25 protein-coding genes and 1 tRNA gene are annotated in these 25,356 nt (G+C 70.3%); 17 read left to right on the top strand and 9 right to left on the bottom strand.

Going from position 1 to position 25,356, the window contains the following annotated elements:
* Nucleotides 1-135: 135 nt before the first annotated feature.
* Complete coding sequence (locus tag ABT063_RS05290) at nucleotides 136-711, top strand: TerD family protein (RefSeq protein ID WP_095752296.1); 576 nt, start codon at nucleotides 136-138, stop codon at nucleotides 709-711.
* 277 nt (nucleotides 712-988) lie between these two features.
* Here the strand turns inward: ABT063_RS05290 and ABT063_RS05285 are convergent, their stop codons facing one another.
* Both ABT063_RS05285 and ABT063_RS05280 read right to left on the bottom strand, forming a co-directional pair.
* Nucleotides 989-1,381: an MFS transporter gene (locus ABT063_RS05285; protein WP_351055802.1), complete on the bottom strand. Its 393-nt coding sequence runs from the start codon at nucleotides 1,379-1,381 to the stop codon at nucleotides 989-991.
* A 78-nt stretch (nucleotides 1,382-1,459) separates the two neighbouring features.
* Complete coding sequence (locus ABT063_RS05280) at nucleotides 1,460-1,912, bottom strand: carboxymuconolactone decarboxylase family protein (RefSeq protein ID WP_351055801.1); 453 nt, start codon at nucleotides 1,910-1,912, stop codon at nucleotides 1,460-1,462.
* A gap of 46 nt (nucleotides 1,913-1,958) precedes the next feature.
* Between ABT063_RS05280 and pdxR the strand changes: the two genes are divergently transcribed.
* Entirely contained in the window at nucleotides 1,959-3,410 is a 1,452-nt protein-coding gene (gene pdxR / locus ABT063_RS05275) for a MocR-like pyridoxine biosynthesis transcription factor PdxR (RefSeq protein WP_351055800.1), read from the top strand.
* Nucleotides 3,411-3,483: 73 nt separating this feature from the next.
* Here the strand turns inward: pdxR and ABT063_RS05270 are convergent, their stop codons facing one another.
* A complete protein-coding gene (locus ABT063_RS05270) occupies nucleotides 3,484-4,884 on the bottom strand; it encodes a M1 family metallopeptidase (RefSeq protein ID WP_351055799.1) in 1,401 nt (466 codons plus the stop codon).
* A gap of 41 nt (nucleotides 4,885-4,925) precedes the next feature.
* Here ABT063_RS05270 and ABT063_RS05265 point away from each other — a divergent pair, with 41 nt between their 5' ends.
* Entirely contained in the window at nucleotides 4,926-5,426 is a 501-nt protein-coding gene (locus tag ABT063_RS05265) for a hypothetical protein (protein WP_351055798.1), read from the top strand.
* A gap of 37 nt (nucleotides 5,427-5,463) precedes the next feature.
* On the opposite strand, the gene ABT063_RS05260 is transcribed toward ABT063_RS05265, so the two are convergent.
* Nucleotides 5,464-6,156 (bottom strand): pentapeptide repeat-containing protein, encoded by a 693-nt coding sequence (locus ABT063_RS05260; protein ID WP_351055797.1) that lies wholly within the window; start codon nucleotides 6,154-6,156, stop codon nucleotides 5,464-5,466.
* A gap of 129 nt (nucleotides 6,157-6,285) precedes the next feature.
* Between ABT063_RS05260 and ABT063_RS05255 the strand changes: the two genes are divergently transcribed.
* The 11 genes from ABT063_RS05255 (at nucleotide 6,286) to ABT063_RS05200 (ending at nucleotide 16,275) form a co-directional block, all read left to right on the top strand.
* On the top strand, nucleotides 6,286-7,446 hold the full coding sequence (locus tag ABT063_RS05255) for an NAD(P)-binding protein (RefSeq protein ID WP_351055795.1): 1,161 nt from the start codon (nucleotides 6,286-6,288) through the stop codon (nucleotides 7,444-7,446).
* 47 nt (nucleotides 7,447-7,493) lie between these two features.
* Nucleotides 7,494-8,474, top strand: coding sequence for a zinc-binding dehydrogenase (locus tag ABT063_RS05250; RefSeq protein WP_351055794.1), 981 nt, complete (start codon nucleotides 7,494-7,496; stop codon nucleotides 8,472-8,474).
* 391 nt (nucleotides 8,475-8,865) lie between these two features.
* The gene (locus ABT063_RS05245) at nucleotides 8,866-9,246 is read left to right on the top strand and encodes a VOC family protein (RefSeq protein WP_351056138.1); all 381 of its coding nucleotides are present in this window, start codon (nucleotides 8,866-8,868) and stop codon (nucleotides 9,244-9,246) included.
* Between the two features lie 84 nt (nucleotides 9,247-9,330).
* A complete protein-coding gene (locus ABT063_RS05240) occupies nucleotides 9,331-9,552 on the top strand; it encodes a transposase (RefSeq protein WP_351055793.1) in 222 nt (73 codons plus the stop codon).
* Between the two features lie 353 nt (nucleotides 9,553-9,905).
* On the top strand, nucleotides 9,906-10,829 hold the full coding sequence (locus ABT063_RS05230; RefSeq protein ID WP_502990752.1) for an aminoglycoside phosphotransferase family protein: 924 nt from the start codon (nucleotides 9,906-9,908) through the stop codon (nucleotides 10,827-10,829).
* 5 nt (nucleotides 10,830-10,834) lie between these two features.
* Nucleotides 10,835-11,320 carry a GNAT family N-acetyltransferase gene (locus ABT063_RS05225; RefSeq protein ID WP_351055791.1) on the top strand — a complete coding sequence of 162 codons (486 nt, stop codon included), beginning with the start codon at nucleotides 10,835-10,837 and terminating at the stop codon, nucleotides 11,318-11,320.
* A gap of 36 nt (nucleotides 11,321-11,356) precedes the next feature.
* On the top strand, nucleotides 11,357-12,451 hold the full coding sequence (locus ABT063_RS05220) for a DUF4037 domain-containing protein (RefSeq protein WP_351055790.1): 1,095 nt from the start codon (nucleotides 11,357-11,359) through the stop codon (nucleotides 12,449-12,451).
* 113 nt (nucleotides 12,452-12,564) lie between these two features.
* Nucleotides 12,565-13,593, top strand: a complete 1,029-nt coding sequence (locus tag ABT063_RS05215) for a branched-chain amino acid ABC transporter permease (RefSeq protein WP_351055789.1) — start codon at nucleotides 12,565-12,567, stop codon at nucleotides 13,591-13,593.
* An 11-nt stretch (nucleotides 13,594-13,604) separates the two neighbouring features.
* Nucleotides 13,605-14,597 (top strand): branched-chain amino acid ABC transporter permease, encoded by a 993-nt coding sequence (locus tag ABT063_RS05210; RefSeq protein WP_351055788.1) that lies wholly within the window; start codon nucleotides 13,605-13,607, stop codon nucleotides 14,595-14,597.
* Nucleotides 14,587-15,504, top strand: coding sequence for an ABC transporter ATP-binding protein (locus ABT063_RS05205; protein ID WP_351055787.1), 918 nt, complete (start codon nucleotides 14,587-14,589; stop codon nucleotides 15,502-15,504). Before ABT063_RS05210 ends, ABT063_RS05205 begins: the two co-directional genes overlap by 11 nt.
* Nucleotides 15,505-15,507: 3 nt before the next feature.
* Nucleotides 15,508-16,275 carry an ABC transporter ATP-binding protein gene (locus ABT063_RS05200; RefSeq protein ID WP_351055786.1) on the top strand — a complete coding sequence of 256 codons (768 nt, stop codon included), beginning with the start codon at nucleotides 15,508-15,510 and terminating at the stop codon, nucleotides 16,273-16,275.
* 36 nt (nucleotides 16,276-16,311) lie between these two features.
* Here ABT063_RS05200 and ABT063_RS05195 read toward each other — a convergent pair whose 3' ends face one another.
* Together ABT063_RS05195 and ABT063_RS05190 are read right to left on the bottom strand one after the other, a co-directional pair.
* The gene (locus ABT063_RS05195; protein WP_351055785.1) at nucleotides 16,312-17,586 is read right to left on the bottom strand and encodes an ABC transporter substrate-binding protein; all 1,275 of its coding nucleotides are present in this window, start codon (nucleotides 17,584-17,586) and stop codon (nucleotides 16,312-16,314) included.
* A 300-nt stretch (nucleotides 17,587-17,886) separates the two neighbouring features.
* Nucleotides 17,887-17,963: transfer RNA gene (locus tag ABT063_RS05190), tRNA-Thr, on the bottom strand.
* 246 nt (nucleotides 17,964-18,209) lie between these two features.
* Between ABT063_RS05190 and ABT063_RS05185 the strand changes: the two genes are divergently transcribed.
* The 3 genes from ABT063_RS05185 to ABT063_RS05175 all read left to right on the top strand — a co-directional run bounded on the left by ABT063_RS05185 (nucleotide 18,210) and on the right by ABT063_RS05175 (nucleotide 20,855).
* Nucleotides 18,210-19,346, top strand: a complete 1,137-nt coding sequence (locus ABT063_RS05185; RefSeq protein WP_351055784.1) for an ABC transporter ATP-binding protein — start codon at nucleotides 18,210-18,212, stop codon at nucleotides 19,344-19,346.
* Between the two features lie 214 nt (nucleotides 19,347-19,560).
* Complete coding sequence (locus tag ABT063_RS05180) at nucleotides 19,561-20,016, top strand: hypothetical protein (RefSeq protein ID WP_351055783.1); 456 nt, start codon at nucleotides 19,561-19,563, stop codon at nucleotides 20,014-20,016.
* Between the two features lie 107 nt (nucleotides 20,017-20,123).
* Nucleotides 20,124-20,855: a nucleotidyltransferase family protein gene (locus ABT063_RS05175; protein ID WP_351055782.1), complete on the top strand. Its 732-nt coding sequence runs from the start codon at nucleotides 20,124-20,126 to the stop codon at nucleotides 20,853-20,855.
* Between the two features lie 206 nt (nucleotides 20,856-21,061).
* Here ABT063_RS05175 and ABT063_RS05170 read toward each other — a convergent pair whose 3' ends face one another.
* The 3 genes from ABT063_RS05170 to cysS form a co-directional block, all read right to left on the bottom strand.
* The gene (locus ABT063_RS05170) at nucleotides 21,062-22,753 is read right to left on the bottom strand and encodes a DoxX family protein (protein WP_351055781.1); all 1,692 of its coding nucleotides are present in this window, start codon (nucleotides 22,751-22,753) and stop codon (nucleotides 21,062-21,064) included.
* A 119-nt stretch (nucleotides 22,754-22,872) separates the two neighbouring features.
* Nucleotides 22,873-23,814 carry a 23S rRNA (guanosine(2251)-2'-O)-methyltransferase RlmB gene (rlmB, locus tag ABT063_RS05165; protein WP_351055780.1) on the bottom strand — a complete coding sequence of 314 codons (942 nt, stop codon included), beginning with the start codon at nucleotides 23,812-23,814 and terminating at the stop codon, nucleotides 22,873-22,875.
* 100 nt (nucleotides 23,815-23,914) lie between these two features.
* Nucleotides 23,915-25,312 (bottom strand): cysteine--tRNA ligase, encoded by a 1,398-nt coding sequence (gene cysS, locus ABT063_RS05160; RefSeq protein ID WP_351055779.1) that lies wholly within the window; start codon nucleotides 25,310-25,312, stop codon nucleotides 23,915-23,917.
* Nucleotides 25,313-25,356 lie beyond the last annotated feature (44 nt).

Genomic DNA, 25,356 nt, shown 5'->3' with positions numbered 1-25,356 from the left:
TCGCTCACGTCTCGCTTACGTCGGCTACTTGGTAAAGAAAGTAAAGACGCGCGGAACCTTCGGTACCCCCCGCGGCGTTCCTAGGGGTAGCTGTAGCTTCTTGCCGTACGTATACGAGGGAAGGGACTCCCAACAATGGCTGTAAGCCTGTCCAAGGGTGGCAACGTCTCGCTCACCAAGGAGGCTCCGGGCCTGACCGCCGTCACCGTGGGCCTCGGCTGGGACGTCCGCACCACCACCGGCACGGACTTCGACCTCGACGCGTCCGCGATCGCGGTCAACCCGCAGGGCAAGGTCTACTCGGACGCCCACTTCGTGTTCTTCAACAACAAGCAGACCCCGGACCAGACCATCGTCCACACCGGCGACAACCGCACGGGCGAGGGCGCGGGCGACGACGAGGCGATCAACGTCAACCTGGCGGGTCTCCCGGCCGACGTGGACAAGATCGTCTTCCCGGTCTCCATCTACGACGCGGAGAACCGCTCGCAGAACTTCGGCCAGGTCCGCAACGCGTACATCCGCATCGTGAACCAGGCCGGCGGCACCGAGATCGCCCGCTACGACCTGTCGGAGGACGCGGCGACGGAGACGGCGATGGTCTTCGGCGAGCTGTACCGCAACGGCGCGGAGTGGAAGTTCCGCGCGGTCGGCCAGGGCTATGCCTCGGGCCTGGTGGGCATCGCGCAGGACTTCGGTGTGAACGTCTGACGGACGTCCGTTTCACCGACGGAGCCCCTGGCCTTCTCTGGTCGGGGGCTCCGCTGCGTGCGCGTCGGGCCGATGGATTCGGCTAGTCCCGGAACGGGCAGCAGCGGGGCATCCCAGAACGGGGCGTGGCAGTCCTGCGAGGTCACACCGATCGCGGTGCGCGGCGGCGGCCACGTCTCCGGCACGTGCTGCGCGTCGCACCGCTGTCCCCCGCGCGTGAGGGAACGAATCACGGGGGACGGCCCGTTCGATGGCTCCGGCCGGACGGTGCGTCCGCTCAGTCGGCGGACGCGGTGCGGCGGTTCCCGCCCACCACGAGCAGCGTGAGGGCGGCGAGAACGGCGCCGATCCACAGCTCGCTCCTGGTGGAGATGCCGTCGACGGCGAGGCCGCCGAAGAGCGCGCCGAGCGCGATGGACAGGTTGAACGTGGAGACGTACAGCGAGCAGGCGGCCTCGCTGGTGTCCGGCGCGGCGTCGAGGATCCAGGTCTGGAAGGTGACCGGCACCGCGCCGTAGCCCAGGCCCCACAGGATCAGGATGGCGCCCGCGGTGACGGCGGTGTTGTCGACGAGTGCGAGGAACACCATGGCCACGGTCAGGACCGCGGAGATGACCAGGACGGTCTGTCGCAGCCGCTTGGCGATGAGGGCGAGCAGCGCACTGATCATGCGGTGACGGCGGTGGCCCGGGGGACGTGCTTTTCCGTGGCCGAGGGGTGAGCCACCGCCCATGAGTCGAGCTGTCCGTCACACCGTGCCGGGAGTCTTGCGCGTGGTGACGTTCATGCGGTTCCACGCGTTGACGGTGAAGATCAGAGCGATGAGCTGGGCGAGTTCCTTCTCGCCGAAGTGCTGGGCGGCCTCGTCGTAGACCTCGTCCGGCACGCCCTCGGGCAGCCGGGTGACGGCCTCGGTGAGCGCCAGGGCGGCCCGCTCCTGCTCGGTGTACAGGCTCGACTCCTCCCAGGCGGAGAGCTGGTAGATGCGCTCTTCCGCCTCCCCGGCCCTGCGGGCGTCGGAGGTGTGGTAGTCGATGCAGTACGCGCACCGGTTGATCTGGGAGGCGCGGATCTGCACCAGCTCCAGCAGAACGGGGTCGATGCCGTCACGGGCGGCGGCGTCGAGGGCCAGGACGGCCTTGAAGACCTTGGGGGCGACGGTCGAGAAGTTCATGCGCTGAGGCACCTGAAACGTTGTCATGCCATGACCCTAAGAGCGGAGACGACCCAAGCTATGGTGCATTTCCATGGCGGAAACATGGGTCAATCAGCAGTCCCAGGACACCGGAACCCTGCCGGATCAGGCCGCGGGAACCGACCTCCACCTGGAGCTTTCCGGGAAGGGAAGCCTGCGGGGCCGGCTCATGCACGCCCTGCGGGAGGCCATCCGGTCCGGCCGGCTGGCCCCCGGCACCCGGCTGCCGCCGTACCGGAGCCTCGCGGTCGACCTGGGCATCGCCCGCAACACCGTCGCCGACGCGTACGCCGAGCTCGTCGAGGAAGGCTGGCTCACCGCCCGACAGGGGTCCGGCACCCGGGTCGCCCGGCGTACCGCGCCGCTCCAGCCGGATCATGCGCGCCGTCCTCAGCGGCAGACCCGGCGCCGCGTCCTGCACGATCTGATGCCCAGTTCGCCCGACGCGTCGGCCTTCCCGCGCGCGGCCTGGCTCAGCTCCGCCCGCCGGGCCCTGGCCGCGGCCCCCAACGACGCCTTCGGCGTGGGCGATCCACGTGGCAGGCCCGAACTGCGCGAGGCCCTGGCCGAGTACGTGGCACGCGCCAGGGGCGTGCGCACCGAGCCCGACCGGATCGTGATCTGCTCCGGATTCGCCCACGGACTGCGGCTGCTGGGCAGCGTGTTGCGGGGGCCGGTCGCGGTGGAGTCGTACGGGCTGCACTTCCACCGGGGCATCCTCGGCGAAATGGGCCTGCCGACCGCCCCGTTGACGGTCGACTCCCACGGGGCGCGGATCGACGAGGTGCCGGACACCGGTGCGAAGGCCGTTCTGCTCACCCCCGCGCACCAGTTCCCCACCGGCGGACCGCTGCACCCGGAACGCCGGGCGGCCGTCATCGACTGGGCCCGTTCCCAGGGCGGGCTGCTCGTGGAGGACGACTACGACGGCGAGTTCCGCTACGACCGGCAGCCGGTCGGCGCGGTGCAGGGCCTCGATCCCGACCGGGTCGTCTATATCGGCTCGACCAGCAAGAGTCTGTCACCGGCGCTGCGGCTGGGGTGGATGGTGCTGCCGGGATGGCTCGTCGACGACGTGCTCGCCGCCAAGGGGGCCCGGGAGATGTGGTCGGGCGTCAGCGACCAGCTCACCCTCGCCGACTTCATCGCCGGCGGCTCCTACGACCAGCATCTGCGCCGGATGCGGCAGCGCTACCGGCGCCGCCGCGACCTGCTGGTGAGCACGCTCGCCGAGCGCGCCCCGCACATCAGCGTCAGGGGCATCGCGGCAGGCCTGCACGCCGTCCTCGAACTGCCGGAGAACACCGAGGACGCGGCCCTGCGCGCGGCCCGGCGGCAGGGGCTGGCCCTCGACGGCCTGCGCCCCTACCGCCATCCGGACAGCACGATGCCCCCGCGCGACGGCCTGGTCATCGGCTACGGCACCCCACCGGAACACGCCTTCGCGGCGGCCCTGGACGCGCTGTGCCTGGCCCTGCCCGATCCACCCCAGGACCCCCGATGACGAGCATGACCACTGCCTGCGGTGGCCGGCAGCGTCAACTGACGTCCTACGGCGGTGAAGGCCGGGCCGATCGTCACGGCCGCCCCGGCTTCCCCTCCCCGTACAACCACTCCTCCCAGACCCCGCTGAAGTCCTCACCCGGCGCCCTCTCCTCCACGTATGCCGTGAAGTCGGCGGTGTCCGCGTTGCCGTGGCGGTGGGCGGCTGCCCAGCCCCGGAGGATGTCGTAGAAGGTGGCGTCGCCGACGGTCCGGCGGATCTTGTGCAGGACCATCGCGCCGCGCTGATAGACCGGGCTGTCGGAGATGTGGTCGGCGCCGGGCGGCTCGGCGGGTGGGAAGGTCCACAGATCCTCGTAGGTGTCCTCGCCGTGGCCGTAGAGCGCGTCGAAGGTCTCCTGGGCGCTGTCGCCGCCGTGGTCCTCCGCCCACAGCCACTCCGCGTACGTCGCGAAGCCCTCGTTGAGCCACATGTCCTGCCAGGTCTTCGGCGTGACGGAGTTGCCGTACCACTGGTGGGCGAGTTCATGGACGAGGAGCGCGGTGTCGGGCACGCCGGGGAAGAAGGGGCGGTTCTGGGTCTCCAGGGCGTAACCGGTGTCGCCGTCGCGATCGACGATCGCTCCGGTGGAGGAGAAGGGGTACGGGCCGAAGGCGTCCTCGGCCCACGCCAGGATCTCCGGGATCCGCGCCAGCACCTTGCGGCTCGCCTCGGCGCGGGTGGGGTCGACGGCGACGTACACGGGCAGGCCGTCCGGGGTGGTGGAGCGGCGGATGTCGTAGTCGCCGATGGCGAGCGTGGCGACGTAGCTCGCCATGGGCTCGCCGGTGTGCCAGGTGAAGGTCGTACGGCCTCCCTGGCTCCGCTCGTCCGTCAACTCCCCGTTGGAGACGGCCTCCAGGCCCTCCGGCACAGTCACCGCGATGTCGTACGACGCCTTGTCGGACGGATGGTGATTGCCGGGGAACCAGGCCATGGACCCCGTCGGCTCACCGAGCGCGAGCACGCCGTCGTCCTCCGTCGGCAGCCAGCCCTCCTCCGAGCCGTCCGGGTCGGTGATCGTCTCGGGGACACCGGAGTAGCGGACGGCCACGCGGAACGTCTCGCCCTCGCCGAGGTCCTCGGCCGGGCGGACCGTCAGCTCCTGCCCGGCTCGGTTCCAGCGGGCGGCCTCACCGTCCACGGTGACCTTGCCGACGTCCATGCCCTGGAGGTCGAGGTCGAAGGCGGAGAGGTCCTGGGTGGCGCGGACGGTGAGTGTGGTGGTGCCGGTGAGGCGGTGGGTGTCGGGGGCGTAGGCGAGGTCCAGGTCGTAGTGCGTGACGTCGTAGCCGCCGTTGCCCGCCTTGGGGAAGTACGGGTCGCCCACGCCGGAGCCGCCCGGGGTGCCCTGGACGCCGCCGGTGCACGCCGTCAGGGCGAGGGCGAGCAGGACGGAAGCGCAGGTCGGGGCAACGGGGGCGGATCGGGACACGTCAGTGATCCTATGAGGACGCCCGTGACACCATCACCTACGTGCTCGACATCGGCTACGCCCTCTCCAACCGCTTCCCGGACCCCCCGCAGACGGACTACCGCCAGGCGGACGTCCACACCCTCCGCCACGACCTGTTCTGCGGGGACGTCTACCTCGCCGACACGGCGGCGGACCGGGAGTTGTCCACAGCCTGGGGATGGGTGCCGGTGCTCGACTTCGCGTGGGCGCTGTGCGACATCGTGGAGCGTCTCGACCAGGATCCGGCCGGCTCCCGGGCGTCCCGCCCGCAACGCGCGGAACTGGACTTCACCGAGTCCACCGACCGCCTCCTCTTCGAACGCCGCTTCGGCTGGGTGGACATCGAGTCCGACTGGATGCCGGCCGAGGAACCTCCGCTCACCTTCTCCCACGCGGAACTGCGCAGAGAGGCCCGGGACTTCCTGCACGACCTGATCGCCGACCTGGTCGACCTGCACGACGACCTGGGCGAGAACCCGGCGATCTGGACCTTGCAGGCGCGGTATCCGCGGGTGCGGTGAGTGCGCGGGGCGTGAGGCGCCCCCACCATGCCCTCCCTCAGCCCTCCACCCGGATCCCCATCTCCGCCGCCAACACCGGTGCCAGGTCCAGCAGTTGGGACGAGCTGATCACCGCGCCCCTCAGCCGGTCCACTCCCCGGGCGATCTCCAGCGAAGCGGCCCCGCGCAGGTCCACATCCACGAGCGTCACGCCGCTCAGGTCCGCCCCCTTCAGGTCGCAGTCCACGAACTCCACCCGCTCCAGCCGGCCACCCCCGAAGTCCGGCTCCACCAGGACGCAGCCCTCGAAGACGACGTCCTTGAGGCGGGCCGATCGCAGGTTCAGATAGTCGATCTTGCCGCCGCGGATCACGACCCGTTCCAGTACGGCTCCGTGCAGCTGCACCCCGCCCAGGCGGGCGTCGACCAGCTCGACGTCGCGCAGGGTCGCCTCGGCGAGGTCGGTGCCCACACCCCGTATGCCGGTGAGGACCGAGTCCAGGAAGCGGGCGTGGGACAGCCGCGTCTCGTCCAGCGCGCACCCCGTCAACGCGCAGTCCATGAAACGGGCACCCTTCCCGTCCTGCCCGGCGAAGTCCGCCTCCCGGAACTCCAGCCCGTCATAGTCCCCGTCCGGCGCCAACTCCCCGCCGCCGTACGGCTCCAGCGCCGGCAGCCGCACCTCCGGCCGCCGCGCTCCCCGCACCGCTCCCCGTCGCCCGCCGCTCGCACCCGTCCCTCGCCTCACCATGCCCCCATGCTGCACCCCACCACTGACAACACCCCCGACCTGCGAAAACAGTCCCCATGTCACATTCCGGCCCCCTCAATCAGTCGTATTCACCGAAAGGCGACCCCAACCCGAGGGAGACCCCCAGCCATGCACCGCATCACCGTCATCGGCGGCGGCTTCGCCGGCCTGACCGCGGCCATCACCGCCGCCGAGGCGGGCGCCAAGGTCACCGTGTACGAAGCCCACCACACCCTCGGCGGACGCGCCCGGACCGCCGAGGGGCCGTACAAGACGAACGAGGGACCGCACGCCCTCTACAACGGCGGCCCGCACTGGTCCTGGCTCAAGCAGCGTGATCTGATCGGGCCGCTCGCACCCATCCCGCCCCTGGAAGCCGCCCGACTGCGGCTGCGCCACAACGGCGTGCTGCGCCGCACCCCGCCCTTCGCCATGCTGAAGCTGCTGCGCCCCGGCGCCCGCCAGGCACCCGTCGACGTCGACTTCCTGACCTGGGCGACCGAGCAGGCCGGCGAGGAGGGCGCCCGCGCCGCCGCCCACTACTCCGCCGTCGCCCTGTTCCACCACGACCCCGGCGCCCTGTCCGCCGCCTTCGTGCAGGAGCGCCTGCGCCGCGCCACCAAGCTCCCGCCCGAGGCCCACTACCCGCGCGGCGGCTGGGGCAGCGTCATCGACCGGATGGCCGCACGAGCGTGGAATCTCGGCGTCCGTATGGAGACGCTGTCCCGCGTCGACACCGTGCCGACGGACACGCCCGCCGTCGTCGCCACCTCCCTCGAAGCCGCCCGCCGCCTCCTCGGCGACGACTCGCTGACCTGGACGAGCGGTCGTACGGCACTCATCGATCTCGCCGTGCGGACCCGGCGCGGGGACGCCTTCGCCGTCTCCGACCTCGACTCCCCCGGATGGATCGAGCGCTTCACGGCCCAGGACCGGTCCCTCGCCCCCACGGGCGAGCAGCTCATCCAGGGACAGATCCCCATCGCCCCGCACGAGACGAAGGCCGACGGCATCGCCCGCGCCGAGCAGCTCCTCGACCTCGCCTTCGACGGCTGGCGCGCACGCGTCACCTGGCGGCGCGAGGCCGTCGCGAGCGGCCGTACGGGCGCCGTCGACCCGCCCGGCACCAGCTGGCGCGACCGGCCCGCCATCGACCGCGGCGACGGCGTCTACCTCGCGGGCGACCAGGTCGCCGCCCCCGGCGTCCTGTCCGAGGTCTCCTTCAACAGCGCCCTCACCGCGGTGTCGCTGGCACTGGGCCGGAACACCCTTGACCTCAAGCATGCTTGAGGTTGAAGAGTGGGTTCCCAGCACAGGCCTCACATGGGGGAGCCCATATGCACGCCATCCGCCTGCACGCCTTCGGCCCGGCCGAGAACCTCACCTACGAGCAGGTCGAGGACCCGGTGCCGGGCGCCGGCCAGATCCGTATCGCCGTGGCAGCCGCCGGCGTCCACCTCCTGGACACCGCCCTGCGCGAGGGCATGCAGGGCCCCCTGCCCGAGCCGCCGACCCTGCCCACCATCCCCGGACGCGAGGTCGCGGGCACCGTCGAGTCCCTCGGCGAGGGCGTCGCAGACCTGTGGCTCGGCAAGCGTGTGGTCGCCCACCTCGGGTTCGCCCCCGGAGGCTACGCCGAACTCGCCGTCACCGACGTCGAACGCGTCCACGAGATCCCGGCGAACCTGGACGCCGCCCAGGCCGTCGCCATGATCGGCACGGGCCGTACGACGATGGGGATCCTGCAGTTCGCCGAGCTCGGCCCCGACTCCGTGGCCGTGATCCCGGCCGCCGCCGGCGGCATCGGCACCCTCCTGGTGCAGTACGCCAAGAACGCCGGCGCCACCGTCATCGGCCTCGCCGGCGGCCCGGACAAGGTCGCCCAGGTGCAGGCCAACGGCGCCGACCTCGCCGTCGACTACAAGGACCCGGCCTGGCCGGACAAAAGCCGCGCCTACCTGGGCGGACGCACCGCCACCGTCGTCTTCGACGGCGTCGGCGGCGAGGTCGCCCGCGAGACCACCGCCCTGCTCGGCCCCGGCGGCAAGCACATCGTCTTCGGCTGGTCCGGCGAGGGCCTGCACGACGGCAAGCCCTACCTCGTAGACGGCGTCTCGGAGCAGGTCCTCGGCCCCGTGATGACGCAGAAGGCGGGAGGCCCCAACCCCGTACGCACCCTGGAACTCCGCGCCCTCACCGAAGCCGCCGCGGGCCGCCTCACCCCCGCCGTACAACGCTTCCCGCTCGCCGAGACAGCCACCGCCCACCGGGCGCTGGAGACGCGCGGGACGACGGGGAAGGTGGTCCTGGAGCCCTGAACCGGTCACACACCGGACCCGGGCCTCCACCACCCGCCCAGGCAGGCCACCGGAGTCGAGAACCCATTGCGACTGTCCGGTGTCACGAGCGGGGTCCGTGAATCCTTGGAAACAGTTGTCGCACATCGGCTTCGTCACTACGACCGGGCTCCCTCGGCGCAGCGTGACGCCTGCTTCTCCGCGTGATGTGCCAGGTCGTGTCTCAAGGTCGGCTTCCCTACTGCATGGCCAACGGCCATTGCCCGGCTGCCCGGACAGGGTCGGCCCTGAAATCATCTCGCCCGTGCTCGCCTCGTCCGCTACGGTCGCGGGGTTGTTTTTCACTGCTGGGAGCCCATGAGGTTCGCGTGTGGCCTCCCCGGCAGTTCCCAGGCTGAGAGCAGGTTTCGTTATGGCATGTCGTATCAGTGAGCTCGTGCTCGGTTGCCGCGACCCTGAGTTGCTGGCGCGGTTCTGGTGCGAGGTCCTGGACTTCGTCGTGCTCGATCGCGAGGACGACGGCACGCTGGAGATCGGGCCGCGCGAAGGGTTCGGCGGCCCGCAGCCGACGATCATCCTCAGTTACAGGGATGAGCCGGAGAAGGGGAAATCCCGGCTGCACATCGACGTCAACGCCACCGACCGCGATCAGGACGCCGAGCTCGAACGCCTTCTGAAGCTCGGTGCGCGCCCGGCCAACATCGGCCAGACAGGGGAGGAGCAGTGGCATGTCCTGACCGACCCCGAAGGCAATGAGTTCTGCCTGCTCAAGGCCCGCCTCAACCCACTCTGATGCTCATCGGTCCCGCCTCGGCACCAGGTACCCAGGGTCTGCCTCGAAGTCCGGTGTGACGGGCGTGTCCTGATCGTGAAGCAAGTGAGGTCTCCGGTAGCGGGTTCATCGACCAAGAAGAACCTGAACACCAGAGACCTCGTGGCCACCCCGGCGGTGGCGAGGCGGCTGGACCTGCCCGATGAGCAGTGGGCGCGGCTGGAGCCGCTGTTGCCGGTGCCCACGCGGTCGGGTCGGCCGTCGGCGTGGACGAAACGGCAGCTCATCGACGGGATCAGGTGGCGGGTGCGGGTCGGTGCGCCCTGACTCTCGGCAGAACCGGACGACCACGCGCTGGAACGCTCCCGCGGCGGGCTGACCACCAAGACTCACCTGGCTTGTGAACAGAGCCAGAACGTCCTGGACGGCATCAACGTCCCGCGCATCGGCGCAGGCCGGGCCCCGCACACGGCCCGACAAGGTCCGGGCCGACAAGGCCTGCAGCTCCCGCGCCAACCGCGCCCACCTGCGCCGACGCGGCATCGCCTGCACATTCCGAACAGCACACCTAGGCCCTTCAGCAGGACCTTGCCGCCCTTGAACCCCTTGCCGAAGATCGGCACACCCGCCGAGGATCCCGGCCGGTTCCACTGGTGCCTCAAGACAGCCCGATTAATCACATGAGGCGATGCCCACACGCCGGTAAGGTCCGCCACGTGATCGACATTCCGGAGGAACTGGCGGCCGCACAGGCGAAGTACAACGGCGAGGCAGGCCGGGCCTTCATCGCCGGACTGCCGGAGCTGGCGGCGGAGTTCCTGGACCGCTGGGAACTGACCGTCGACGGGGGCTCCATGCACGGAGTCACCGCCCTGGTCCTGCCCGTCGTCCGCGCGGACGGCACCCCCGCCGTCCTCAAGCTGCAACTCCTGGACGAGGAGAGCGTCGGCGAACCCGTCGCCCTGCGCGTCTGGAACGGCGACGGGTCGGTCCGCCTCCTCGACCGCGACGAGGCCACCGGCACCATGCTCCTGGAACGCCTCGACCCGGCCCGCATGCTGTCCCACGTGCCCGACACCCGCGAGGCCGTCCTGGTCATCGCCCGCCTGCTGACCCACCTCACCGCGGCCCCGGCCCCGCCCGGCATGCGCCGCCTCGGCGACATCGCGCAGGCCATGCTCGACCGGACCCCGTGGGCGCTGGAGCACATCGCGGACCCGGAAGCCCGCCGCCTCGTCGCCGACTGCGCGGCCGCCGTACGCGAGGTCGTCGCCGAACCCGGCGACCGCCTGCTGCACTGGGACCTCCACTACGAGAACGTCCTCGCCTCCGACCGCGCCCCCTGGCTCGCCATCGACCCCAAACCCCTCGCCGGCGACCCGGGTTTCGACCTGCTCCCCGCCCTCGACAACCGCTACGACCCCGACGAGGCCCTCTGGCGTTTCGACGCCATGACCGACGTCCTCGCGCTGGACCGGGCACGCGCCCGCGCCTGGACCCTCGGACGCGTCCTGCAGAACTGCCTGTGGGAGATCGAGGACGGCCGCCCCCTGGAGGCGGAACAACTGGACATCGCCCGCCGCCTGCGCACCCACCGGAGCTAGCCACCATGATCCGTCCCGCGACCCCCGCCGACATCCCCGCCCTCCACACCCTCATCCGCGAACTCGCCGAGTACGAGAAGGCGTTGGAGGCGGCGAAGGCCACCGAGGACCAGCTCCATGAGGCCCTCTTCGGCGAACGCCCGGCCGCCTACGCCCACCTCGCCGCCGACGACACGACCGGCGAGGTGGTCGGCTACGCGATCTGGTTCCTCAACTTCTCCACCTGGCGCGGAGTCCACGGCATCTACCTGGAGGACCTCTACGTCCGCCCCACCGCCCGGGGCAGCGGCCACGGCAAGGCCCTCCTGTCCGAACTGGCCCGCATCTGCGTCGACCGCGGCTACGCCCGCCTGGAGTGGTCCGTCCTGAACTGGAACGCCCCGACGATCGCCTTCTACGAGTCCATCGGCGCCCGTCCCCAGGAAGAGTGGACGGTGTACCGGCTCACCGACGAAGCGCTCGTGAAGGCATCGCACATGATCAATCACTGAACAACGGACACGACTGCAGGCAGGAGCGTCACTTACATGCCGACCTTCGTCCCCGGCCTGGAACTCTCCCGTCGCTTCTACTCCGAAGCCGTGCGCCCCTTACTGGAGGAGGCCGCCCCCGGCATCCCCCACTCCGCCGCACGCATCGGCAGCGGCTCCGAGGTCCTCGGCTTCGACACCGCCCGCTCCGCGGACCACGAATGGGGCCCCCGCCTCCAGCTCTTCCTCCGCTCCAGTGACCGCTCCCGGCACGCGGACCGCATCACACACCTGCTCGCCGAGCGCCTGCCGAAGACCTTCCACGGCTACCCCACCCACTTCACGTCCACCGGCGAGGCGAACGACATCCGCGTCATGAGCCCCACCGACGGCCCCGTCCACCACCGCGTCGAGGTCACCCACGTCTCCTCCTGGTTCACCGCCACCCTCGGCTTCGACCCGACCGGCCCCCTCACCCCGGCCGACTGGCTCGCCACCCCCACCCAGCTCCTCGCCGAGGCCACCGCCGGCGCCGTCTTCCACGACGGCCTCCACGTCCTCACCCCCGCACGCACCGCCCTGCGCTGGTACCCCCGCGAGATCTGGCTGCACGTCCTCGCCTGCCAGTGGCAGCGCCTCTCCCAGGAGGAGGCCTTCGTCGGCCGCTGCGGCGAGGTCGGCGACGAACTCGGCTCCGCGGTCGTCACCGCCCGCCTCGTCCGCGACCTGATGCGCCTGTGCCTCCTGATGGACCGCCGCTACCCGCCGTACGGCAAATGGCTCGGCAGCGCCTTCGCCCGTACGCCGGCAGGGGCCCGCCTCACCCCGACCCTCACCGCGGCCCTCGCTGCAACGGACTGGCGCACCCGCGAGCAGCACCTTGCGACGGCGTACGAGACGGTCGCCGGCCTGCACAACGAGCTCGGCCTGACGGACCCGGTCGACCCGGCCACCCGTGCGTACCACAGCAGACCCTTCCGGGTGCTGCGGGCGGAACGGTTCGCCGAGGCGCTGCTCGCCCGGATCTCCGATCCGGCGATCCGCGCGCTGCCGAGGGTCGGCGCGGTGGACCAGTTCGTCGACAGCACGGAGGTGCTGGGGCGGGCGGAGGTGGCGCGGGTTGTGGGTCAGAGCCTGAAGGACTACCGGTGAGTGGATCCGCCTGACCACGCCCAACACCGGGGCCCCGACCCGTGCAGCCGATGGGCCATGCGCACAGAGAGACAGCCCGGCCTGGTCGCTGCACTTACACTGAGCAGCACGGGATGTCCGAGACATCCGGGCATACCGGAAACATCATGCGCTGTCCGCGGGTTCTTCTCACAGCACTCGCCCTGGCACTGGTGATGGTGTCCGCATCCCCCGCCCGGGGACAGGGTGAGGAAGTCCCGCACGGCCGGGGATTCGCCGCGCGGCTGCTGCAGGCGCTGATCGACGGTGTTCAGTTCGGTGTGATCATCGCCATCACGGCGGTCGGGCTCTCGCTGGTCTTCGGCACCATCCACCTGATCAACTTCGCGCACGGCGAGTTCGTGACGATGGGCGCCACCTTCGCGCTCTTCCTCAACGCGTCCGCAGCTGGTCCGGGGTGGCATCTGGTCCCGGCCGCCGCCGTCGCGGTCGGCGCCGGGGCACTGCTGGGCGGAGCCGTGGATCGCGGCCTGTGGCGCCCGCTACGGGCACGCGGCACCGGGATGATCAATCTGTTCATCGTCACCATCGGCCTGTCGCTGCTGCTGCGCCACATCATTCTCGTGCTTTACGGGACACGTCCCGCTTCGTTCGCCCAGTACGACATCCAGAACCCGGTCGAGTTCGGCCCGGTGGGCATCACCCCGAGGGACCTCACCGTCACCCTGCTCGCGGTGCTGGTGCTGCTCGGCCTCGCCCTGCTGCTGCGGAGGACCCGGATCGGCACGGCCGTCCGCGCCGTCTCCGTCAACCGCGACCTCGCCGAGGCCTCGGGCATCGACGTACAGCGGGTGGTGCTGGTCGTGTGGATGCTGGCCGGTGCCCTGGCCGCCCTCGGCGGCGTCTTCTTCGGCCTGGTGGAGATCATCACCTGGGACATGGGATTCAAGCTGCTGCTGCTCATGTTCGCCGGGATCATCCTGGGCGGCCTTGGCTCCGCCTACGGCGCGATGGTGGGCAGCCTGGTGATCGGGATCGTCGCCCAGGTATCCACCCTGTGGTTCCCCGTCGACCTGCAGTACGCCTGGGCACTGCTGGTCCTCATCGTGGTCCTGCTCGTCCGGCCGCAGGGCATCCTCGGCCGCCGGGAACGCATGGGGTGAGGGGGCGGGCCATGGACTTCTCGGTCATCGTCTCCGACGCCCTGCGTTCCGGCCTCGGCCCCCTCGCCGCCATCTACGCGCTCGCCGCCATGGGACTGAACCTGCACTTCGGCTACACCGGGCTGCTCAACTTCGGCCAGGTCGGCTTCATGCTGGTCGGCGGGTACGGGCTCGCGGTCACGGTGGCGACGTACGACGGGAACATGTGGCTCGGCCTGCTGGCGGGGATCGGCTGCGCGATCGCACTCGCCCTTCTGCTCGGCCTCCCCACCCTGCGGCTGCGCGCCGACTACCTCGCGATCACCACCATCGCCGCCGGAGAGACACTCCGGCTGTTCTACCGCTCCAGCTGGGCCGAACCGGTCACCGGGGGCGTGTTCGGCCTGCAGCGGTTCGCGGGCGACTTCTACGACCTCAGCCCGATACCGCCCGGCACCTACGGCGTATGGCTGGTGGAGTTCAACTCCCGGGACCTGTGGGTGCTGATCGTCGGATGGGGACTGGTAGCTGTGGTCGGGACACTGCTCGCCCTGCTGGTCCACAGCCCGTGGGGCCGTGTCCTCCGCTCCATCCGTGAGGACGAGACCGCCGCCCGCAGCCTGGGCAAGAACGTCTACGCGTACAAGATGCAGAGCCTGGTGCTGGGGGGCGTGATCGGAGCCCTCGCGGGCATGGTGCAGGCGATCCAGGTGCAGTCGGTGAACCCCGACAGCTTCGACCCGGCCGTCACCTTCTTCCTGTACACCCTGCTCGTGCTGGGAGGCGCCGGGCGGATCCTGGGGCCGGTCGTCGGCTCGGTCCTGTTCTGGTTCGTACTCACCTTCCTCGACAGCGCGTTGCGGCAGGCCATCGACGCCGGCTACATATCGCCGGAGCTGATCAGCACGTCGGAGGTCGGCGCGGTGCGCTTCGCGCTGGTCGGCCTCGCGCTGATCCTGCTGATCGTGTTCCGGCCGCAGGGCATCCTCGGCAGCCGGAAGGAGATGCTGCTCAGTGAGCGCTGATCATTCCCCCGCCTCTCCGGCGTCAGCCCCTCCGGCCCTCACCGGCCGGCTTGCCGGGACCGCAGCCGAGCCGGGGGTACGCAAGCCCGACCCGCTGCTCGTCATGGACCGGGTGACCCGCAGCTTCGGCGGACTCGCCGCCGTGCGCGTCGACCACCTGGAACTGCAGCGCGGAGCCATCACCGCGCTGATCGGGCCCAACGGCGCCGGCAAGACGACCCTGTTCAACATCGTGAGCGGCTTCGACAGGGCCGACGGCGGCCGGTGGTCGTTCGACGGACACCCGCTGACCGGCCGCCCCGCCTACCGGGTGGCGCGCCACGGCCTGGTCCGTACGTTCCAACTCACCAGGACGCTCGCCCGGCTGACCGTACGGGAGAACATGATGCTCGCGGCCACAGACCAGCGCGGCGAGCGCCTCCTGCCCGCACTGCTGCGTCCCCTGTGGCACGGGCAGGAACAGGAGGTCGGGCACAGGGCAGACGAGCTGCTGGAACGGTTCGGACTCGGAGGCGTGCGCGACGACTACGCCGGCACGCTCTCCGGAGGACAGCGAAAACTCCTTGAACTGGCCCGCGCGCTGATGGCCGGGCCCGTCATGGTCCTGCTCGACGAACCGACGGCCGGCGTCAACCCCGCGCTGACCCAGTCCCTGCTGCGACACATCACCGAGTTGCGGGACGAGGGACTGACCGTGTGTTTCGTCGAGCACAACATGGACGTGGTGATGGGCATCAGCGACTGGGTGGCCGTCATGGCCGACGGCCGCCTGGTGGCGGAGGGACCCGCGCACTCGATCGGCGAGAACCCCGCCGTGGTGGACGCCTATCTGGGCAAACGGCACACCGAACCCGAGACGACCGCCGACCGGGCCCAGGACACCAAAGACGCCGGAGACGGGGAGTGACTCATGTCCGCCGACGGACACGCAGCAGCCGACGAACGAGCCCGCCACGTACCGGTGCTGGCGGCCGACGACATCGTCGCCGGATACCTGCCAGGTGTCGATGTGCTGCGCGGGTGCAGCATCGAGGTGGGGGACGGTGAGCTGGTCGGTGTGATCGGCCCCAACGGAGCCGGCAAGTCGACCCTGATCAAGGCGATCTTCGGCCTGTTGCGCATCCGCGCCGGGACGGTACGGCTCCTCGGCGAGGACGTCACGAATCTGCCGGCGCACGAACAGGTGCTCCGCAGCGTGGGCTACGTACCGCAGCTGCAGAACGTCTTCCCGGCGCTGACCGTCGAGGAGAACCTGCGGATGGGGATCTACCTGCGGCCCGGCGACTACGCACGGCGAGCCACGGCGATGGAGGAGCTCTTCCCTGTGCTGGCCAGCCGCCGTAAGCAGAAGGCCGGTTCGATGTCCGGCGGCGAGCGGCAGATGCTCGCGATGGCCCGCGCGCTGATGATGGAGCCGCGGCTGCTGCTGCTCGACGAGCCGTCCGCGGGGCTCTCCCCGGTCCATCAGGACCTTGTGTTCGACCGGGTGAAGGAGATCAACGGCGCGGGGGTCGCCGTGCTCATGGTCGAGCAGAACGCCCGCAGATGCCTGCAGATCTGCGACCGGGGTTACGTCCTGGACCAGGGCCGCAACGCATACACCGGGACGGGTGCGCGACTGCTGCACGACGAGAAGGTGATCGAGCTCTACCTCGGCACCCTGGCCCGCGTCCGCTGAGTCTCCTCCGCCGAATCTCCCGTCGGTGCTCCGCCCTCACTCCTGGCCGGTGCTCACCTCGGTACGCACGGGGGTGCGCAGCACGCCCTTGTCGTCGTAGGCGTACACCTCGATCGTGGCCCGGTTCGGTTCGCCGGCATCACTGAATTCCAGCGGACCACTCACGCCGTCGTAGTCGATGTCCCTGCCGGCTGCGATCAGCTTCTTGCACGCGTCGAACGTGTTGCACTTCTCCCCGTCCTTGGTGATCCCGACCATTTCATCGGCGATCTTCTCCGGATCGTCCGTCCCCGCCTTCTCCGCGGCGAGCCCGATGGTCGTCACACAGTCGAACACCTGCGGTGCGAACTGCAGCTCCTTCAGATTGGGTGCGAACTCCTTGAGGTCCTTCACATACTGCTCATTGGCCGCCGCAGACGGAGCCGTCCCCTTCATACCGGCCAACCGTTCCGGGTTGCCCGGGGCGACGAGGGAAGGCAGTTCCTCGCTGCGAAGGCCGTCGGCGCCGTACACGCCGATCTGGTCGGGCCCGAGGCCGGCCTCGATCAGGGCCTGCAGTATCTGTACGCCCTCTTCGAACGCGATCACCACGACCGCGTCCGGCCGGGCATCCTTCACCTTCTGCACGACCTGGTCGAAGTTCGTGGCCTTCGGGTCGTAGGTGTCCGCGACCGGTACTGTCGCGCCGTCGTCCTCCAGCCCCTTCTTGGTGGCCTCCAGCAGGCCGCGACCGTAGTCATCGGCCCGTCCGATCACGGCCACCCGGTCATGGCCGTCCCCGGTTACGACGCCCGCCAGGACCGGCCCCTGCAGCACGTCGCTCGGCGCGGTGCGGAAGTAGAATCCGTCGTCGTCGTAATCGGTGAAGGTGGGTGCGGTGTTCGACCCAGAGCACTGGACCACGCCGGCTCCGGTCACCCGGTCGATGAACGCCAGGGACATACCGGAGGCCGCCGCGCCGATGATCGCATCCACGTCGGCGGCGAGGACCCGCTCGGCAGACTGGGCCGCGACAGCTTCCTGACCCGCCTCATCGCTGGAAACCACCGTCGGCACCGGCCGACCCAGCACACCGCCCGCGTCGTTCATGGTCTTGATCGCGAACCTCACGGACTCGATCTGCGGTGGGCCGAGGAAGGCGAGCTGCCCTGTCTCAGGCAGTACATAGCCCAACTTCAGCTCACCGTCCTCATCACGGGCGGGAACCACGGACCCGGCACCCGCCTGGGTGCTGCCGGTCGTGCCGCAGAGTGTCACCACCAACGTCGCCACGCCGGCGAAGATCGCGGACCGCCGTATTGGCGCCTTCATGTCCGCCTCCTCTCCATGAGGCGGGCAGCGGTCGACAGGCCGGCCTCCGCCCGCCCTCATTACTGAGGGTAGGTCCATAGGGCGTCAGCCGGAGCCCCTCGAGCAATCCGGGCATATCCACACAGGGTCCTGCGGCGGGGCGGCGGAAAGCTCGCCCCGGAACGGACCGCGCGAGACTCGTCCCTGCGAGGCGCCTCGACGGTCCTCGTCGAGGCTCACCGCCCTTGCGGCGCCGCCGCGGGACCTCGACCGTAGCCGAAACACGAGCTCACGGGCCCCACGGCGGGTTGTCCATGCTGTTGGAGCCCCCTGTCGGATTCGAACCGACGACCTTCGCTTTACAAGAGCGGCGCTCTGACCAGCTGAGCTAAGGAGGCCTGCACGCGCGCGAAGCACACGTGCCCGTGCAGTGTACCCACCCCGCGGACCGCCCCTGTCGAAAATTTCCGTGAAGTTCACATGCCCCGGACTACTGACAGCCAGGCAAACGCCAGGTACCGTCCTGACCCAGTTCGCACGTGTGGACTACACCAACCTTCCCGGACCTTGTCCGGGACGGCTCACCACCTTCCTACAACGGATCGTCCGGCACGTTCCTGCCGGTAGAAGGGGGCCCATTCACCATGGCCACTGTCTCGTTCGACAAGGCGACCCGGATCTACCCGGGTTCCACCAAGCCCGCCGTCGACGCTCTCGAGATCGACATCGAGGACGGGGAGTTCCTCGTTCTGGTCGGTCCGTCCGGTTGCGGCAAGTCCACCTCGCTCCGCATGCTCGCGGGGCTCGAGGACGTGAACGCCGGCGCCATCCGCATCGGTGACCGCGACGTCACGCACCTGCCGCCCAAGGACCGGGACATCGCCATGGTGTTCCAGAACTACGCGCTGTACCCGCACATGTCGGTCGCCGACAACATGGGCTTCGCGCTCAAGATCGCCGGCGTCAACAAGGCGGAGATCCGGCAGAAGGTCGAGGAGGCCGCGAAGATCCTCGACCTGACCGACTACCTGGACCGCAAGCCGAAGGCCCTCTCCGGTGGTCAGCGTCAGCGTGTCGCCATGGGTCGCGCCATCGTGCGTGAGCCGCAGGTGTTCCTCATGGACGAGCCGCTGTCCAACCTGGACGCCAAGCTCCGTGTGTCCACGCGTACGCAGATCGCGTCGCTGCAGCGCCGCCTGGGCATCACCACCGTCTACGTCACCCACGACCAGGTCGAGGCCATGACGATGGGCGACCGGGTCGCCGTCCTCAAGGACGGTCTGCTCCAGCAGGTCGACTCGCCGCGCAACATGTACGACCGCCCGGCCAACCTCTTCGTCGCCGGCTTCATCGGCTCCCCGGCCATGAACCTGGTCGAGGTCCCGATCACCGACGGCGGTGTGAAGTTCGGCAACAGCGTGGTGCCCGTCAACCGCGAGGCCCTCAAGACCGCCTCCGACAAGGGTGACCGTACGGTCACGGTCGGCGTCCGTCCCGAGCACTTCGACATCGTCGAGCAGAACGGCGGCGCCGCGTCGGCCCTGTCGAAGGAGACCGAGGACGCCCCGGCCGGTCTCGCCGTCTCGGTCAACGTCGTCGAGGAGCTCGGCGCCGACGGCTACGTCTACGGCAGCGCGAAGGTCGGCGACGAGCTCAAGGACCTGGTCGTCCGCGTCAGCGGCCGCGCGGTCCCGGAGAAGGGCGCCACGCTGCACGTCGTGCCGCGTCCGGGCGAGACCCACGTGTTCTCGACGTCCACGGGCGAGCGCCTCTCCGACTGACAGGACAACACCACAACCGGGTGATTTCGCCCAGGTTGACGAGAAAGGCCCCGCAGCCTGCTGCGGGGCCTTTCTCGTTGTCGACAAATACCCCGGCAGACCCGTCATTTCGAGCAGTGTGCGTCAACCCTCTACCCAAAAAAGAGCACTTCTTCATCCCCCGAACCGGTGACTAAATGTCGCCAAATCATTACCCCACGCTACCCTCACACGCGTGAAGCACTCCACTAACCAACAGACGCGACGCGGCCGGGGCCCCGCCCGCCGGATCGGCCGCTCCCTCGCCCTCGTCCTGCCCGTCGTCCTGGTGCTCTCCGGGACCCTCGCGGTCACCCGGGTCAACTGGTCGGGGAACCCCTCCAGCCCGGTGCTCACCGCCGCGGACGCCTCGTCGTCGGACGCCTCCTCGCGGGCCGCCGCCCGCGCCCCGCAGGACGTGCTGCGCGACCAACTCCTGGCGGAACTGCAGGAGGAGAACCCGGGCGTCGCGCTCACGCACCTCCAGGAAGCCGTGAACGGCCGTCCGTCGCTGGCGAAGCACTGCGCCTCCATCGCCAGGGCCCTGGGCCGCGCCGCGGTCCGTGTGTACGGCCCGACGCGCGCGCAGTCGTACGCCCGCCCGGTCTGCGACACGGCCTTCGCGTCGGGCGTCGCGGCGGCGCACGGCTGAGCGGGCACTACTGCGGAGGGGAGGACGGAAACGGCAGGACGGAAACGACTGATTAAGGAACGGTTGCCGGCCCCGGCCGCAGGCGGGACGCGACGTACAGTTCGGTCATGACCGATCCGAACGCCGCGTCCCGCCCCGTTCAAGCCGTGGTTCTGGCCGGTGGCCAGGGCTCCCGGTTGCGCCCTTACACCGACGACCGGCCCAAGCCGATGGTCGAGATCCCCGGGACAGGGACTCCGATCATCGGCCATCAGCTTGTCTGGCTCGCGGAGGAGGGCGTGACGGATGTGGTGGTCAGCTGTGGCCACCTCGCCGAGGTCCTGCAGAAGTGGCTGGAGACCGCCGATCTGCCGGTGAACGTCACGACCGTCGTCGAGACGGAGCCGCTGGGCCGCGGCGGCGGCCTCAAGTACGCCGCCGCCCGTCTCCCCCACCCGGACCGCGCCTGGTACGCCACCAACGGCGACATCTGGACCCGGTTCTCGCTCCGCGACATGGCGGACTTCCACACCGAGCGCGACGCGGTCGCGACCCTCGCGCTTGCGCGTCCGCGCATCCCGTGGGGGGCGGTGCGGACGGACGGGTTCGGGCGGATCACCGACTTCATCGAGTCGCCGCCGTCGACGTTCGAGATCAACGCGGGGGTGTACGTGTTCTCGCCGGAGTTCGCGGGGCTGCTGCCGGAGCGGGGAGACCATGAGCGCACCACGTTTCCGGGGCTTGCCCGGGAGCGGCGGCTGGCCGGGTTTCCGATTCCGCAGGGGGCGTATTGGCGTGCCATCGATACGGCGAAGGATCTGACGGAGGCTGCGAAGGAGCTGGCGGCGCTGGGGCGTTGAGGCTCCACGGGGAGGTGCTCAAGGCCGTCACGAGGCTGCGGCCGTCCGGGGCTGGTCGCGCCCACGCGGCGGAGCCGCATATCGATACAGCCCCGCGCCCCTCAAGGGCGAAGGGGTCCCGCACCTCATCGGTGCGGGACCCCTTCGTCGTATGGGCCAAGTGATTCAGCCGGCAGGCGTGCCCAGTACCCCGCCCACCGGCTCGGTTACCCCAACAGGCCGCCCACCAGGCCCGGCTGGCCGGAGGACGAGCCGCCCCCGGAGCCGCCGGAGCCGCCGGTCGAGGTGCCGCCGGTGGCGTTGCCGCCGGAGGTCGGGCCGGAGCTGGTGCTGGGGGCCTGCTGGGCCGGGGAGGACTGCTGGGGCGGGGCCTGGCCCGTGGTGCCCTGGGTCTGGCTGGGCGAGCCGCCGGTCGCGGTGCCGGTCTCGCGGCCGGCGCCCGGGGTGGTGGCGGCGCCGGCGGTCGGGCCGGCCGTGGTGCCCTGGGTGGGGGAGGTGGAGGCCGACGGGGTCTGCTGCTGCTTGGTGGGGTCCTGCGGGAGCGGGGAGCCGGGCTGTTCGTTGCGCGGGGCCTCGCCGGGGCCGGGGACGACCACACGGTCGGCGTCGCGGACGGCGCCGCCGAGCAGCGAGCCGATGAGCAGCGTGAGCCCGGTGACGACGGCGGTGATGAGGGCGCCGCGGCGCAGGACGTAGCTGCGCAGTTCCCAGATGTCGGCGCGGGGTCCGAGGCGCCGCCAGGCGCCGCCGGCGAGGCGGCCGTCGATGGAGTAGACGGGGGCGCCCGCGATGATCAGCGGGGACCAGGCGGCGAGGTAGATGATGTCGGGGGTGTCGTAGGCGGGGACGCTCTTCCAGCTGACGGTGACGAGGAGGGCGGCGGAGAGGCCGGCGCCGACGACGGCGGCGACGCGCTGCCAGCAGCCAAGGACGGTGAGGACGCCCACGATGACCTGGAAGAAGGCGATGACGAGCCCGGCGCCGACGGGGTGTTCGAGGGCGAACTGCCGCAGTGGCTCGGCGACTTCCCAGGGGTGCAGGGTGTTGAGCCACTTGACCATGGAGCCGCGTTTGCCGCCGTCGAAGTAGACGGGGTCGCAGAGCTTGCCCATACCGGCGTAGATGGAGATGGCGCCGAGGAAGACACGCAGGGGCAGGAGGACGACGCCGAGGTTCATGCGGCGGCCCGGGTAATAGGCGTGCCGTGCGGGGTCGTCGCCGCGGCGCTCGGCGGACCGGGTCCCGCTCTCCGCCTCGCCGGGCTCCTGGTGGTCGTCGAACTGCTCGGTGCCGTAGGCGGGTTCGTCGTAGGCGCTGCCCACGGTCCGCATGTTCGGCAGGAGCCGGGTGCCTTGAGGATCGTGGGTGCGCTGGGCGCCGATGACGGGGGTTTCCATGGTCTGGGCGAGGTCGCCGTAACCGTCGTCGTAACCGCTGTCCTCGTAACCGCCGTCGCCATAGCCGCTGTTGACGTCGACGCGCGGGATGACCTGGGTGGCTCCGGCGTCGGCGGACACGGACGGGGACTGTTCGTCGCGGTGGCCGACGCTGCCGCCCCGCACGGCCTGGAGCAGGCGGTGGGCGCCGGTGTCGTCGGGGGCGGACTTGCCGCTCCAGACGACGGGGCGGCGACGGGCGCCCGCGGCCGCGGCCGGTCTGCCGGCCGCGCCGACGGCGGGGATACGGGCGGTGTCCTCGGTGGCGCTCAAGTGCCCTGCGATCCGCGGGAATTGGCTGCTCCGCGTCGACGCGCCGAACTGCACGCGGAAGCTCGCATGATTGACGATGATCTGCGCCGGATCGCTCGGCACCTTCACCATGCTCAGCGCGGGAGCGTCGTCGAACCCCGACGAGCGGTCCCCCGTGGGTGTGCGGGGTGTTCTGGTGTCCACACTCATCTAACCGAGTGACGTGTGCTTAGGACACTGCTTTGACTTGGCGGATCTGTCCGGACCCCGTCAAGGTTGCCCCTGGACGCCAGAAATACCCCGTGTGAGTGACGTGGTCGAAGAGTCGTTCAGGCGCGTCGCCGAGCCGCCTCGTACAGGACGATCCCCGCCGCCACGCCCGCGTTGAGCGACTCCGCACCACCCGGCATCGGAATCCGCACCCGGAAGTCACAGGTCTCGCCGACGAGTCGCGACAGCCCCTTGCCCTCGCTGCCGATGACGATGACGACCGGCCCCTGCAGGGCTTCCAGCTCGCCGAGTTCGGCTTCGCCGTCGGCGGCGAGGCCGACGACCACGATGCCCGCCTTCTTGTACGACTCCAGGGTCCGCGTCAGATTGGTGGCGCGGGCGACGGGGGTACGGGCCGCGGTGCCGGCGGACGTCTTCCAGGCGCCGGCGGTCATGCCGGCCGCGCGCCGCTCGGGGACGACGACGCCGTGACCGCCGAAGGCGGAGACGGACCGCACGATGGCACCGAGGTTGCGCGGGTCGGTCACGCCGTCGAGGGCGACGATGAGCGGGGCGGCGCCCTCGTCGTGGGCGGCGTCGGCAAGGTCCTCGGGGTGGGCGTACTCGTAGGGCGGGACCTGGAGGACCAGGCCCTGGTGGTTGAGCCCGTTGGTCATGCGGTCGAGCTCGGGGCGCGGGGCCTCCATGAGGTTGATGCCGCCGCGGTCGGCCGCGAGCTGGAGCGCCTCGCGCACCCGCTCGTCGTTGTCGATGAACTGCTGGACGTACAGCGTGGAGGCGGGCACGCCCTCGCGCAGCGCCTCGACGACGGGGTTGCGTCCGACGACGAACTCGGACGCGGTCCTTCCTCCGCGCCCGCGCGGCGCCTGGCGCGCGGTCGCGCGCTTGACCTTCGCCTGTGCGGCGCGCTGCTTGGCGTGCCCCTTGCGCATCTCGGCGGGCGGCGTCGGCCCCTTGCCTTCCAGGCCTCGGCGCCGCTGGCCGCCACTGCCGACCTGCGCGCCCTTCTTGCCGGACATGCGGCGGTTGTTAGCGGCCATGACCTACCTGTCTGTCGTGAGTTTTCGTACGTACGTCTATGCAGTGTGCCGCCCGGATGGCCGGGCGGCACAATCGATCACTTTCGATCAAGAACGGGAGCTACCGCGGACCGAGGCTCCAGCGCGGTCCCTGCGGGCTGTCCTCGATGACGAGGCCGGACTGGTTGAGCTGGTCGCGGATGGCGTCCGCGGTCGCCCAGTCCTTGCGGGAGCGGGCCGCCTCGCGCTGGTCGAGGACCAGGCGGACGAGACTGTCGACCACCCCATGGAGGTCGTCGCCGCGGTCGGCCTCGCCGGCCCAGTGCGCCTCCAGCGGGTCCAGGCCGAGGACGCCGAGCATGGCCCGTACCTCCGCCAGCCGGGCCACGGCGGCTTCCTTGTCGTCGGCGGCCAGCGCGGAGTTGCCCTGCCGGACCGTGGTGTGCACGACGGCGAGGGCCTGGGGCACGCCCAGGTCGTCGTCCATCGCCTCGGCGAAGGCGGGCGGTACGTCGGCGGCCGGTTCGACGGCTCCGGCCTTCTCCATCACCCGCTGCACGAAGCCTTCGATGCGTGCGAACGCGGACTCGGCCTCGCGCAGGGCGTCCTCGCTGTACTCGATCATCGAGCGGTAGTGCGGGGTGCCGAGGTAGTAGCGCAGCACGATCGGCCGCCACTGCTTGACCATCTCGGACACGAGGACGGAGTTGCCCAGCGACTTGGACATCTTCTCGCCGCTCATGGTGACCCAGGCGTTGTGCACCCAGTACCCGGCGAAGTCGTCGCCGTAGGCCTTGGCCTGGGCGATCTCGTTCTCGTGGTGCGGGAAGATCAGGTCCAGTCCGCCGCCGTGGATGTCGAAGGCCGAGCCCAGGTACTTGTGGGCCATCGCCGAGCACTCCAGGTGCCAGCCGGGGCGGCCGCGGCCCCACGGCGTCTCCCAGCTCGGCTCGCCCGGCTTGGCCGCCTTCCACATCGCGAAGTCACGCGGGTCGCGCTTGCCCGTCTCGCCCTCGCCGGACGGCTGGAGCAGGTTGTCCAGCTCCTGGTTGGACAGCCGCAGGTACTCCGGGAAGGACTTCACGTCGAAATAGACGTTGCCGTCCGCCTCGTAGGCGTGTCCGCGCTCGATGAGGCCGCGCATCATCTCGACCATCTCGGTCACATGACCGGTGGCACGCGGCTCGTAGGTCGGTGGCAGGCAACCGAGCACCGTGTAGCCGTCGTTGAAGGCGCGCTCGTTCTCGTAGCCGATCGACCACCACGGGCGGCCCTGGTCGGCCGCCTTTGCGATGATCTTGTCGTCGATGTCGGTGACGTTCCGGATGAACGTGACGTCGTAACCGCGGAATTCGAACCAGCGGCGCATGATGTCGAAGTTCAGCCCCGAGCGGATGTGCCCGATGTGCGGGGCCGCCTGCACGGTGGCGCCACACAGGTAGATCGAGACACAGCCCGGCGTGAGCGGGTTGAAGTCACGAATCTGCCGGGCGCTGGTGTCGTACAGGCGAATAGTCACCACTCCAGGGTAGTGGGCCGGTGGGAGTGCCTTGCGACCTTCGG

Origin of the sequence: Streptomyces sp. NPDC002838, from assembly GCF_040295365.1 — a bacterium.
Lineage (GTDB): Bacteria > Actinomycetota > Actinomycetes > Streptomycetales > Streptomycetaceae > Streptomyces.
Note: the sequence above shows the minus strand (reverse complement) of the source record. Positions and strands in the feature narration are given on the sequence as shown.